The following is a 12,861-nucleotide window of genomic DNA, read 5'->3' on the forward strand; positions in this document are numbered from 1 at the left end:
CAGCCAGGTGGGGCCGAGCAAGCCTCCTGGCCCCACCTCGATCCAGCGGCGGGCTTGCCCAGGAATCAAAGTAGGGAAGGATCGGCCAATGCCTGGGCTGCGATGTCAGGGACATAGGCCGCCAGTGCGGTGACGAGGGCTCGGATATCGCGGCGAGCTTCGATGGTGAGCGGAGCCGTGCGGGCGACATCGAGCTCATTAGCGATGGTCAGTAGAGAGAAGTCGGCGAGATCGGCGGCGGCCATAGTGACGAGCTCGCCGGTGAAGCGGTCGGTGAGCGGGAGCGGTGTTGCGCCGAGCCGGGCGTAGGTCTCGTTCCTGTGGCAGGCTGCATAGCGGTAGACGAGGGCCTCGGCCTCCTCGCCGATCGCTGTCCGCAGGCGGGCTCGCTGGTCGAGCGGTAGCAGCGGGTGTGGGAATCCATCGGTGCCGTAGGTGGCGTGACAGAGCGCGGCGAGGCGTACTCGCCTGCTCCCGCGCCAACCCACCACCAGCTCGTGCACCCGCTGAAGGTGATCGAGAAGATTCCCACCTGGGTGAGCGAGCAGTCCCGCGCCGAGCGCACGTAGCAGCGCCAACGCGGGCCACTCGGTGGTGACAGCAGCGATGGTCTCTGCCAACTGCCCTGGTTGATCCCTAGCGACGAGGTGACCGGCACCATGGATACGGGCCACTGTGGCGTGCGGGGCCAGACAGAGAAACCGGTCGACATCGTCGCCGACGAGGGGCGACTCGCTGCCACTGACGAGCAGGATAGGTACATCGAGCTCCGCGGTGATCTGCCGCAACCAAGGAACCTGGGCGAGGATGTCGTCGATGATCTCGCTGTGGGTGTCGATCATGTCACTGGCGGCGAGAAAGCGCCGGACCCGGTGGGGCTCCAGATCGGGTACGACGTCCACCAACACGAGGCCGGCCACCCGTGGGCGCACCGCCGGATCCCCCAACGCGGCAATGGCGGCGAGCCCGCCCAGCGAAGCACCGACAACCACACATCCTGGCGGCTCGGTACGGAGTATGGCTGCGACATCGTCTGCGCAAGGCGCGAACGTCCGCAGCGAGCCACCGCTGTCACCATGGCCACGTTGATCGAAGGCCACACACCGGAACCCGGCATCGAGGAGAACATCGATCACCGGCTGCCACACCTGACGACGTTCCGCACCGGCGTGCAGCAGCAGGACAGTCGGCCCGACTCCGGCCTCCTCCCCGTATAGGACTGCATCAGGTCGGGTGATCCTGCGTGCCTTAGAGGCGGTGCTGTCGATCATCACGGCGGTACCTCCTACCTTGCGCCGTCAAGGTAGGACCCTAGAATCATTTACCTTGAGATGTCAAGGTAATGTTGCTGATGTGACATATTCTCGGGTGCGTCGCTCGCCTGACGAGGCACGACGCCTGATCTTGGACGCTGCTGAGAAGCTCTTGATCGAGAACGGGGTGGCCGCCGTACAGGTCCGGGCTGTCGCCACCTGTGTCGGCATGACTGATGCGGGGGTCAACCACCACTTCGGCACCCGCGACCGCCTCCTGGAAGCTCTGCTACGCCACGGCGGCCGGAAAATTCGTGCCGGAGTGGCGGAGGTGCTGAGTTCCTGGCTCGAGCATGACGCCGATCTCGGCGAGCTGGTCGATGCCTTGGCGGTCTTCTATCGCCAAGGCTATGGCGAGCTGGCCGTAGCGCTGCACGCCGCTGGGTGGCGGGATGAAAGGATTGGGATGCTCGATCCGGTCGTCGTCGCGCTTCACGCTTTACGTCCTGATGCCGCCGATATTCCCATCGCGGACACCCGGTTCGCGGTCGCCGCGCTCCACCAGGCCCTCGCTACCGAACCGCTGTACGGTCCAGCCTTCCGGCGCAGCGCCGGCCTCACCGGCCGGTCGGCCACCACTTCAACTACCCAGCTCGATTGGTGGACTACTTACCTGAGCCGCTCCCTCGGCCTCGGGTAGCGTACCCGGCCCCCTATGACTGCGCCGAGCAGCTCACCGCAGAGAGCCTGCCAGCGATCCCCGAAAGCGCTCAGAAATGTCGTCGCCCGTCGCCTGATGCGTTTCGGCATCAAGAACGAGCCACTGCGCAAGAGCAACATAGGCGCGCAGATGGTCTAGGGTGAATTCTCGCGCCGGACGAAACGCACAGAGAGCCGAGAGAACTATGGACGATCGATCCACCATCGTCGCAGTTCCCGATTCGGTACGCACACAGTTACGTCGTGGTGTCCGTAGCGTACTGGTGGACGCCACCGCACTGCGGCTGGTGCGAGAGCGCTTCGACGATGATCAAGCTGGCTCACTACACCGGTATCTCGAAGCCTCCCAGTCTGCGAACACCTTGCGCGCCTACCGTGCGGACTGGATCGCTTGGTCGGCATGGTGTGCCACCGAAGGCAGGCAGGCCCTGCCCGCCGATGCTCTCGATATCGCGGTATATCTAGCCGCGGCCGCGGATACGCGCCGCGATACCGGTGCATGGGCATTCAGTCCGGCGACGCTGGAACGCAAGTGCGCCGCTATCGCCGCGGTACACGCCGCGAATGGACTGCCGTCCCCCACGCGTTCGGATGTTGTGCGACTCACCCTGCGCGGCATACGCCGCGTCCGCCGCGCCCGGCCCACGCGCAAACGGCCCATCCTGTTGCACACACTCGACCAGCTCTTGGCAGGGCTTCCCGAACCCGGCTGGCCCACTGAACCGGCCCGCCGCCGGGACGCGCTCGTCCTGCTCATCGGTTTCGCAGGCGCGTTGCGCCGCAGCGAACTCGCCGGACTGCGTATCGACGATGTCGAGGTGAGCATGGATCCCACCATCGGCGAACCGATCCTGCTGATTCGGCTGCCCGCCACCAAAACCGATCCCACCGGCACCGCGGAACAGCGGGTGGTCCTCCCCCGCGGCCGCCGTCCTGCCACTTGCCCGGTCTGCGCATTCGCCAGCTGGCTACGCTTGCGCGAGACCCATGTCGCGACAGGCACTTCCGGTGTTCGCGGCTGGTTGAATGCTCAGCCTGCCCACTCGGCTCCCCTGCATGGTTGCCACGGCTTCACCGGCACCACTCTCACCGGCACGAGCCTCCCCCTCTTCCCCGCTATCACCAGGCACGGCAGCATCGCGAACCATGCCATGTCCGGCCGCGCTGTCGCCGAACTGGTCAAGCGATATGCAGCCCGGGCCGGGCTCGACCCAGGGCTTTTCTCCGGCCATTCGCTACGCGCCGGATTCGCTACTCAGGCCGCACTCAGCGGCGCCACCGACCGCGAGATCATGCGCCAAGGGCGCTGGTCCAACCCACGCACTGTCCACGGTTATATCCGTACGGCCAATCCGCTCGAAGACAACGCGGTCACCAAACTTGGTTTATGATGTACAGAAATTTATCCAGATGATGCCGAACATCACTCTGACTCTTATAGCCGGAAATCAGATACGTCGGAAACAACCCAACCAGGCACCGATCTCGACGTACCCGGACGCAGGCGGCAGCACCGTGCGCATCACGGTCTTTTCGAGCGATTCCAGCTGCCAGCCCTCAGCGAACCCGATACATAACTCATCGGCATGCTTTCTCGGTATCGCGGCAGCCAACTGTTCAGCGGCCGCATCCGTACGACCCGACCGCGTCATCGCATCTGTGAAGCGAGTGGTCATCACTTCCCGCCCATCATCACTGATAGCCAGTAAATACACCCGCGCATCGGCTCGACACGCCAGATGCAGCGATGCGGCGTAGCGGCGTAGCGTAGAAACATCGAATATATGCGCCAGTGCGGAATCGACGACGGTGTCGAAGCTGTGTGTGTAACGCTCCAGCTCCAGAGCATTGGCAACCTCGAATGTGACTTCAACGCCCCGATCCGCCGCCTTATGTCGCGCCCTCGCGATAGCGGTCGGTGCCGCATCCAACCCGGTTACCGAATAACCCCGGCTGGCGAGATATAATGCATTTTCACCGGTTCCGCACCCCGAATCCAATACTTCACCATCAATTCCACCCAATTGCTCTGCCAACACGAATGCGGGCTGCGGATCAGCGATATCCCACGGCGCCTGGAAAGGTCCCTCGCCGCGATACACTGCGTCGAAATCCATCTCAGGGAAATATGTCGATGTGTTACCCATAACCCTATTATCCGTGCGCCTGACGGTCCATCTCAAGAAGAAGGGCCTGCCGCCGGATCGATTTAACGAAAAACTATCGAAAGACTGTCGTCGGACCCGAGCAAACACACGGCAACAACCGGCCGATCGCGCCATCGAACGCAACATCTTGTGACGAGTGGTACGTGAGTGTACCGTACTGATGGTACACTCACGTACCATGCGAGGAGGTGCGCGCATGCCCACAATAAGGCTGCCCGATGGCCCATCCACTCCGCCGATTGTGCAAAACCTGGAGATTCTGGTCGGACGCACCAGAGCTTGGCGGAGGATGCATACGCGCTTCGGCTCGGCGTTCACCATCCATATGCCCAGATACGGGCATTCAGTAGTACTGGCAGACCCCACTGAGATCAAAGCATTGTTCACCGCGAGCACCGACGTCGCCGACAACATCGACGCCAACCTCGGCGAGTTCCTCGGCCCCGGTTCGCTGTTCGCACTACAGGGCGCGCAACACCGCAAGCAGCGCAAATTACTCACTCCTCCCTTCCATGGCAAGCGGCTGACCGCGTACGAGGCGTTGGTCGAAGAGGAAGCCGTTCGAGAGATGGCATCGTGGCCTTCTGGCACCGAGTTCAGCACGATGGACTCGATGATGCGGATCACGCTGAATGTGATCCTGCGGGCGGTGTTCGGCGCCGAAGGCGACGAGTTCAAGGAGTTACGTGAGCTGCTTCCCAAGTTGGTTCTGGTCGCATCAGCGCTGGCCGCAGTTCCGGTGCCGAAGCGACTACTAGGCCGATTCGGCCCTTGGGCCAGGTTCACGGCATACCGTCACCGCTATGACGAGATCGTCGGCAAGCTCATCGACTACGCAGGCACCGATGAACAGCTCCAAGATCGCGACGACGTACTGGCGATGATGTTGCAAGCCCGGTACGACGATGGCTCACCCATGAGCCACAGCGAAATCGCGGACGAACTGTTGACTCTGCTCACCGCTGGCCATGAGACCACCGCTACGACCCTGGCATGGACGATCGAACGGCTGCGCAGGCACCCGGACGTACTGAGCCGCTTAGCTGCCGAAGCCGATGCCGGCGGCTCAGAACTACGTGCGGCCGCTCTGCTGGAGGTGCAACGCGTCCGGCCCGTCATCGACTTCACCGTGCGCAAGGTCCGCACAGAATCGATGCAGCTGGGCCGATGGACCCTGCCGAAGGGTCAGAATGTCATAGCAAGCATCCGATTGCTGCACGATAACGAGGAACTCTTCCCCGACGCTCGTACCTTCCATCCCGATCGCTTCGTCGGGATACGACCGGGCACGTTCAGCTGGATTCCGTTCGGAGGCGGCCACCGACGCTGTATCGGCGCGGCATTCGCCACCATGGAAATGAACATCGTACTGCGGACGCTGCTACGCGATTTCACACTCGAACCAACCGACGCTCGGGACGAACGCGCACATTTCCGTGGTATCGCGCTGGTCCCGGCCGGAAAAGGCCGTGCCGTAGTGTATCGTCGCTCCTCCCGGCACTCTGTGCCCGTAAACAACCGCAGCACCGAGATGACTGCGTGACCGAGTCATAATTCGTCTCGCTCGACGGGTGGCCAGCAAATACCAGGGCCCACGCGGCTGGTTATCCGCCCCTGCGGCAGGGTGCCGAACCCAAGGGTCCGCGAGGCAGACCACGAGAGTTAGCAAAGAGTAGCTACCCTGATCTCGTGATACGCGTCGAGCCCCTGTCGCCTGCCACCGACCCTGGCGCGGAATCGGGGTTTCGTCGGCGGCTGCTCAACGGCATGGCCAGCGCCATTCGCGAGCGTGGCTACCGAGACTCGACCGTTGCCGATGTGGTCCGGCATGCCAAGACCTCCCGGCGAACTTTTTATGAGCACTTCACCAGCAAACAAGATTGCTTCATCGTCCTGTTGACCGAGCGGAACAATGAAACGATCCGCCGCATCGATGCCGCAGTCGATCCACATACGCCATGGCGTACACAGATCCGTCAGGCTGTCGAAGCGTGGATCCGGTCCTCACAGGAAGATCCTTCGATTACCCTCAGCTGGATCCGGGTGGTTCCCGCTCTCGGCGAGGGCGCGCGGCAACTACAGCGTGATACCGGTGAAGCGTTCATCTTCCTCATTCAGAAGCTCACCAGCACCGGAGAATTCATCGCAGCCGGCATACGCCCACCCACACGCCAGGTGGCAACGATCCTCTTGGGCGGGTTCCGCGAACTCATCGCGATCACCGTCGAGGACGGCAACGATATCGCCGATATAATCGACGTGGCTGCCGAGTCCGCGATCGCTCTCATCGGCCCACACGGCTAGAACCACGACTTCGTGGCCCGTAGCCGCACACACTGTATACATGACATCCGTGTGGCCGGATTCGGCTCAGCACCGAAACCGCTTCCCCGAACACGATCGCACCGCGCCCGCTATCTCAGGCAGTCAGTCGCCGCAGCTGGAAGATGCGAAACTCGCGACCACCGGAGAGTTCTTGCTCCATCTCGTATCCGGGCCAGAACTCCACCACGAGATCCCAAACGCGTTTGCGATCGACACCAATGATCTCGCAGACCTCGGCTCGGAACAATTCACCTTTGCGCCGGATCATCGCAGTATCCGCCGCACGCAGATTCGCCGACCATGACGGATGTTCACGACTGCCCCAATTCGAACCAACGACAACGAAATCCCCGTCCAAGGGGACATAGAGCAGTGAGGTCGTGCGGGGAATGCCGGTCTTTCGACCCGACACAGTGACCTCGATCGATGGCAGCCCGGCCAGATCGAGTACGCCCATTCGCTCATGACTCATCCACCGAATCAACCGTTCCATCCGCAGCACGGCCGGTGCGCAACGCATTACCCAATGCTGCTGAGCGAGTTGTCTAGCCAAGGGCGACAACGGATTTGATTTCATACCCGAATCCTGACATGCACCTGGTACCTGGATAGCCTGATGTGCCGGGACCGAGGGCTATCTCACACCACCCACATGCGGACTCGTTTCCACCTTCCGAATACAAATTCTCCTGTCCCTCTATGCAAAATCATTTCGTTAGATACGGCTCTTTATCTTGGCTTTATACTTTTCATATAAATACATATATAGATGCTAATATCTACATATCTACATGAAATTTACTGCTGCGCCGCTTCCACGCGATATCAGTGCGCAGTTCCCGAATGTGTCATACCGATGCCCCCGGCGCTACACCCTGGCAGCTCCGGAACCGACGCGGCGCGACCCCGCTCCCCTACTTCACACTTCGCGCCAGAACATAAGCAGCGCCCTCCCCACAGACATAGACATGGGCGGCCCCGGCGCGCACCCTGGCCGGTCAATCCGCTGGTCGGCCCCCGCTGGGCCATGAACTACCACGCATTCTGCGAGTAATGTTATCTGAATCACTGGCGACACGATCGAGGAGTTCCATATGGACCAGCGGACGACGGATTTCGATGTGCTGATCGTCGGTTCAGGGTTTGGCGGCAGCGTCACCGCGCTTCGACTGGTGGAGAAAGGGTACAAGGTCGGTGTGCTGGAAGCGGGCCAGCGCTTCGCCGACAACGAGCTGCCCAAGACCAGTTGGGAGCTGAAGAAATTCCTCTGGGCACCCGTGCTCGGCTGTTACGGTATCCAACGCATCCATCCGCTGCGCAATGTCCTCATCCTCGGCGGGGCCGGCGTCGGTGGCGGCTCGTTGAACTATGCGAACACGCTGTATGTGCCCCCGGAACCGTTCTTCCAGGACGCGCAATGGCGCGACATCACCGATTGGCGCGAGGAACTGACCCCCTATTATGAACGGGCGCAACAGATGCTCGGCGTAGTGCGCAACCCGCACATGACACCCGCCGATGAGATCTTCAAGACCGTCGCCGACGATATGGGAGTCGGCGACACCTTCGTGCCGACACCAGTCGGTGTGTTCTTCGGCGAGCCGGGAAAGACGGTACCTGACCCATACTTCGGCGGTGCTGGTCCCGAACGCACCGGCTGCATCGAATGTGGCGATTGCATGGTGGGATGCAAGTACGGCGCAAAGAACACTCTCGTGAAGAACTACCTGTATCTCGCTGAAAAGGCAGGCGCCGAGATCATTCCGATGACAACCGTCAAGGCGATACGACCGTATCCCGACGGGACCTGGGATGTGTCCACCGTCCGTACCGGCGCGTGGATGCGTAAAGAGCCGAGGACGCTCACAGCGGCGCATGTCGTGCTCGCCGCAGGCACTCGGGGTACCCAGAAGCTGCTGTTCGCTATGCGGGACCAGGGCGTATTGCCGGATCTGTCGGATCGGCTCGGTGTACTGACGCGCACCAACTCGGAATCTATTGTCGGTGCGGCGACCAGGAAACTTCCCCGGAACGTCGATTTCACCAGAGGAGTGGCCATCACCTCTTCGATCCACCCGACACCGGATACGCACATCGAGCCGGTTCGCTATGGCAAGGGCTCCAACTCGATGAGCCTGCTGCAAACGATCATGGTCGACGGTGGCGGCCGCATCCCGCGCTGGCTGCGTTTTCTGGGCGTTGTGCTGCGCCATCCAGGGGACATGCTCACCGCTTTGACCATCAAGAACTGGAGTGAGCGATCAATCATCACTTTGGTCATGCAGCATCTGGATAATTCGATCACCACATACACCAAGCGCGGATTGTTCGGTCGCACGCTCACCAGCAAACAGGGGCACGGTGAACCCAATCCCACCTGGATCCCCGTAGGTAACGAGGTGACCAGGCGGGTTGCGAAAAAAATCGGCGGCAGTGCGGGCGGCAGCTGGGGCGAGGTCGTCAATATTCCACTCACCGCGCACTTTCTCGGTGGTGCGGTAATCGGCGCCGACGCCGAGCACGGCGTGATCGACGGCTATCACCGCGTGTACGGCTACCCGACACTCAGTGTTGTGGACGGCGCGGCGGTCTCGGCCAACTTGGGAGTGAATCCCTCCCTCACCATCACCGCACAAGCCGAACGTGCGGCAGCGTACTGGCCGAACAAGAACGAAGCGGATAACCGGCCTCCAGTAGGCGCCGGATATCGGCGGATCGCCCCGGTCGCGCCGATCACCCCGGTAGTACCTGCGAGTTCTCCTGCCGCACTGGTACTTCCGATCGCAGAGATCCGGAAGACACCAGCGGCCGGATAGCACCGCGACCGCGATATCCTGCCGCGACGAGGGTGCCACCACGCTGTTGCCCTGGACTACGGCGTCACCCCTCGAATCGACGGAACCAACCGGCGCACAGCAGCTTCGATCTGCACCACAGTGGGCCATCTGTATGCCGGCCGCTCCAGGACACGCGGGAGCGACCCGCATGCCGCGTCGTGGTCACTCGGTGCACACAGCGGTGCAGCGCCGCGTGCACGGACTACTCTGGCATCGAGAGACGACCGGAACGGTGTCGGTCGCCAGAACAGCACCGATCGGGTCAGCTGACGAACAGAGTCGGCCGATTCAGCGACGTCGGCATCTCATCCGTTCCGCACGGCGCGTACGCCTGCCTCGACCTAGGCGACCAGCCGTCCGCGCGCCGTCATCGCGCACAGCGCTAAACCGCGGCCCTGGCCCCGAACGAGCCGCAGGAAATCGGCGTGTTTGGTCTGCAGAAGCCTGGGCACCTTGGAGACGGAAGTGCGCACTCGCCGAAGGCGGCGATCGCGAATTCGCCACCGCATAGAGCGGGCACTCAGGTCCGCTCGCATCCGAAAGGACCGGTATCTGTCGTGGTTGTGTTTCTCGCTGTGGTCGGCTCGGCTTCCCTGGCCATCATCGCGGCTCATGCCACGGTCGTCGCACGCAGCTTGGCGGAAGTTCGGTCCGTACGACGTGATGGCACACTCCAGCGCTCCGAGCGGACTGCCACACAACTCACGCGCGCATCGGCCTGATCCCCGCGGAGCACTCCTTCAGGCACTCTTTCCGCAGGTCGATATCGCGATGAACACGTTCGCCTCGATCGGTCCCTGAGTTCGAGCACCCAGCGACCTATTGTCCAGAGAGTTCGATCTGTCCGGAAAACATCGGTTGCGTTCGTTTCCTCGATGTGAAGGAGATCGTCGATGACCTGTTCCTGGATTGCGCGGACTACCATCGCGGGTGCCGGAGTCGTGGTACTTGCCGCGACCGCTCCCGCGTTTGCCCATGCCACCGTATCCGCCCCGAATGCGGCTCATGGTGGCTCAGCAGTGCTGGTCTATCAGGTGCCGAATGAATCGACAGCACACAGCCTCAGCACCGAGTTCCAGGTGCGGATCCCTGGGGTGACAACCGCTGATACCGAAACGGTACCGGGCTGGGGAGCTACGGTACGCAAGAACACAGGTGAGGACGCCACCGATATCACCTGGACCGCGGATCCGGGTAATGGGATCGCTCCAGGACAGTTCGGCCAGTTCACGGTACTCACCACCGGTCTGCCCGATATCGAGGATGTCATGACACCCGCGATACAGACCTACGCGGACGGACAGATCATACGGTGGAATCAGAAGCCGAAATCCCCAGACGAAGAGCTCGAATTCCCTTCGCCGGTGCTGACCTTGGTGGCCGAACGATCCGATAGCGCCGCCGGTCACGACGATATCCGGTCTACGTCCGCGGAAGATCCTGCCGGTGACACTACTGCCCGATGGTTGGATGGTATCGGCATAGTGAACGCGCGGCGGACCGACTCGACGCCGTAAACCTGGTGGTATTCGTTGATGTACCCGGCGAGCAACGGTATCGCGTGTCGATTTCCCACGCGGAAACTGGACGCCGACTTCAGAATCTCATTGGTCTGGCAGAAAGTTCATGGTCCTGAACACAACCCGTGACGATACTGATCTGCCTGCGAATAGTTCGTCGGTCTGCGGACGTTGACCGTCAGGGGCTCGTGAGGATGACGAGTTGCTGGGTCGTTCGGGTCATAGCGACATATTGTTCGACCGCTCCCTCGATACCGTCACCGAATTCCGCCGGGTCGACGAGGACGACCAAGTCGAACTCGAGCCCCTTCGACAATTCAGAGGACAGCGACCGGATTCGGGATGTCGACTGGAATGTCAGATCGCCTGTAACACAAGCATTCCCGTCGGAATGCGCAGCCAGTCAGGTGTCGAGAATCGAGTCCAGTTCCGAAACAGATCCGTGCGCTGCGGGGATGCCGCTACTGCGGATAGAGGCTGGGACATCGGCGTCGGGCAGCGCAGCCGGGATGATCGGCTCGGCTTCCGTAACAACATCCACCACTCCGCGTCGGTCGGTTCCTGAACTTCGTCGACGACGATATGAGCGAAAGGGCCTGCGAGCAGGTCCGAGACGGTGCACGGTAGCGCGGCTTCGTCGACACGGTGGGGGCCTTGCCGCAAGCCCCCGGTGCGCTATATCTTGAAAGCGAGAAGGTTACTTCCTTCCTCTACTTCATGGCACGCTGTGGACGGAAAGCTCCGCTCGCGAAGTGTTGGTGTGCTGCGACACACAATCCCTATATCACCATCGAATCCGGATGAGATCGAGGTGTGTCAGCGCGGTGATCAGGTGCCGGATTTCGTTGTGGGGCGATAGGATCAGTCCGGTTGTGCTGGTGGCCTGAGTGGCGGCGCGTGTGGCGAGGAATGCGTGGGCGAGCGTGGCCAGCGGGATTCAGCGGTGCCAGGAGCGTCGACTGCGGACTTGCTGCTGTTCCACCTCACTGACCAGTAGCATCATCGACCACGAAGTACGGCTGGCGTACCAGCCCATCATCGTGGTCACACGGTGTTCTGGGTTCGCACGGCGAATAGTGCAGCGGCGGCGGAACGCCCGAGTAAACATCACCACACACCGCAGCGATGAGTATCGGCAGGTATCCGAGTCAGTACCTACAAGACAGTCCGACGTGAGGAGCATCAGATGACAACCTCCGAGTTCGCTAAGCCACCCGTGGTCGACCAGCTGACTTGGCGCACCGCGCTCGATGACCTGCGCATGAGAGAAAAGGGCGCTACCCGTGAACTCGATGCGATCGCCGCGCAGCGACGTCGACTGCCCATGGTGGAAATGCCTGACTACATCCTGATCGGCGAGGATGGACCTGTCCGACTGGCCGCCGTGTTCGGCGGCCGATCCCAGTTGATCGTCTATAACCACATGTGGTCGGACGGCGCGGCGTGGCAGTGCGGCGGGTGCACCAGCTTCACATCGCAGTTCACCCGGCTGGACTTCCTCGACTCCTATGATGCGCGATTCGTCATCGTCACCAATGGACCGATCGAGGAGGCTCTGGCCTATAAAGCGAGGGTCGGCAACAAGATGGACTGGTACTCGTCATCGGAGAGCTCTTTCGCCGCTGACGTCGACGCGGCCCCGGGTGAAGGGTTCGCGGTGAACGTGTTCATGCGCCATGGCGACATCGTGTACCGCACTTGGCACACAAACGGTCGCGGCATCGAGCAGCTCAGCCACACTTTCCCGCTCATCGACTTACTGCCGTGGGGCCGTCAGGAGAAGTGGCAGGACTCCCCCGCCGGATGGCCTTCCCGGCCAACCTACTCAGGCTGGTTGGACTCGCCCGACATTGCAAAGCTCTACGGCGAAGGTGCTCGCTGACTCAGCGATCCGCCGACGATCACCACGGCGCGGCGATGCCTGCGTCCAGAACGGTGAGCTCCCAGCGGAAGTGAACCAGAACTATGGCGCCTTTGGCGCGGTGTTCGGAGATGGCGCGTTTGACCACGCGGGGGGCTGGTGCGGGCGCGTCGGGCT

Annotated in this window: 10 protein-coding genes and 1 pseudogene; 7 read left to right on the top strand and 4 right to left on the bottom strand. The window is 61.9% G+C overall.

All coding sequences use genetic code 11. The features are described from left to right. Positions 1–65 precede the first annotated feature (65 nt). On the bottom strand, positions 66–1,271 hold the full coding sequence (locus ACX4ZE_RS21180) for an alpha/beta fold hydrolase (RefSeq protein ID WP_480275218.1): 1,206 nt from the start codon (positions 1,269–1,271) through the stop codon (positions 66–68). An 82-nt stretch (positions 1,272–1,353) separates the two neighbouring features. Here ACX4ZE_RS21180 and ACX4ZE_RS21185 point away from each other — a divergent pair, with 82 nt between their 5' ends. Beyond that, on the top strand, positions 1,354–1,953 hold the full coding sequence (locus ACX4ZE_RS21185; RefSeq protein WP_480275219.1) for a TetR/AcrR family transcriptional regulator: 600 nt from the start codon (positions 1,354–1,356) through the stop codon (positions 1,951–1,953). A 205-nt stretch (positions 1,954–2,158) separates the two neighbouring features. Next, the gene (locus tag ACX4ZE_RS21190) at positions 2,159–3,364 is read left to right on the top strand and encodes a site-specific integrase (RefSeq protein ID WP_480275220.1); all 1,206 of its coding nucleotides are present in this window, start codon (positions 2,159–2,161) and stop codon (positions 3,362–3,364) included. Positions 3,365–3,421: 57 nt separating this feature from the next. Here ACX4ZE_RS21190 and ACX4ZE_RS21195 read toward each other — a convergent pair whose 3' ends face one another. After that, complete coding sequence (locus ACX4ZE_RS21195) at positions 3,422–4,267, bottom strand: class I SAM-dependent methyltransferase (protein WP_480275221.1); 846 nt, start codon at positions 4,265–4,267, stop codon at positions 3,422–3,424. 70 nt (positions 4,268–4,337) lie between these two features. On the opposite strand from ACX4ZE_RS21195, the gene ACX4ZE_RS21200 reads away from it, so the two are divergent. Then, entirely contained in the window at positions 4,338–5,684 is a 1,347-nt protein-coding gene (locus ACX4ZE_RS21200; RefSeq protein ID WP_480275222.1) for a cytochrome P450, read from the top strand. Between the two features lie 146 nt (positions 5,685–5,830). Continuing rightward, the gene (locus ACX4ZE_RS21205) at positions 5,831–6,445 is read left to right on the top strand and encodes a TetR/AcrR family transcriptional regulator (protein ID WP_480275223.1); all 615 of its coding nucleotides are present in this window, start codon (positions 5,831–5,833) and stop codon (positions 6,443–6,445) included. A 115-nt stretch (positions 6,446–6,560) separates the two neighbouring features. On the opposite strand, the gene ACX4ZE_RS21210 is transcribed toward ACX4ZE_RS21205, so the two are convergent. Continuing rightward, positions 6,561–7,043 (bottom strand): nitroreductase family deazaflavin-dependent oxidoreductase, encoded by a 483-nt coding sequence (locus ACX4ZE_RS21210; RefSeq protein ID WP_480275224.1) that lies wholly within the window; start codon positions 7,041–7,043, stop codon positions 6,561–6,563. A 517-nt stretch (positions 7,044–7,560) separates the two neighbouring features. Here ACX4ZE_RS21210 and ACX4ZE_RS21215 point away from each other — a divergent pair. Together ACX4ZE_RS21215 and ACX4ZE_RS21220 are read left to right on the top strand one after the other, a co-directional pair. Then, a complete protein-coding gene (locus ACX4ZE_RS21215) occupies positions 7,561–9,282 on the top strand; it encodes a GMC oxidoreductase (protein WP_480275225.1) in 1,722 nt (573 codons plus the stop codon). A 914-nt stretch (positions 9,283–10,196) separates the two neighbouring features. Further along, positions 10,197–10,820, top strand: a complete 624-nt coding sequence (locus ACX4ZE_RS21220; RefSeq protein ID WP_480275226.1) for a DUF1775 domain-containing protein — start codon at positions 10,197–10,199, stop codon at positions 10,818–10,820. A gap of 181 nt (positions 10,821–11,001) precedes the next feature. On the opposite strand, the pseudogene ACX4ZE_RS21225 reads toward ACX4ZE_RS21220, so the two are convergent. Beyond that, a pseudogene (locus ACX4ZE_RS21225) lies at positions 11,002–11,465 on the bottom strand (AAA family ATPase); the annotation flags it as partial. A 544-nt stretch (positions 11,466–12,009) separates the two neighbouring features. On the opposite strand from ACX4ZE_RS21225, the gene ACX4ZE_RS21230 reads away from it, so the two are divergent. After that, positions 12,010–12,705: a DUF899 domain-containing protein gene (locus ACX4ZE_RS21230; RefSeq protein ID WP_480275227.1), complete on the top strand. Its 696-nt coding sequence runs from the start codon at positions 12,010–12,012 to the stop codon at positions 12,703–12,705. Positions 12,706–12,861: the final 156 nt, after the last annotated feature.

The organism is Nocardia sp. TBRC8007 (assembly GCF_056629435.1).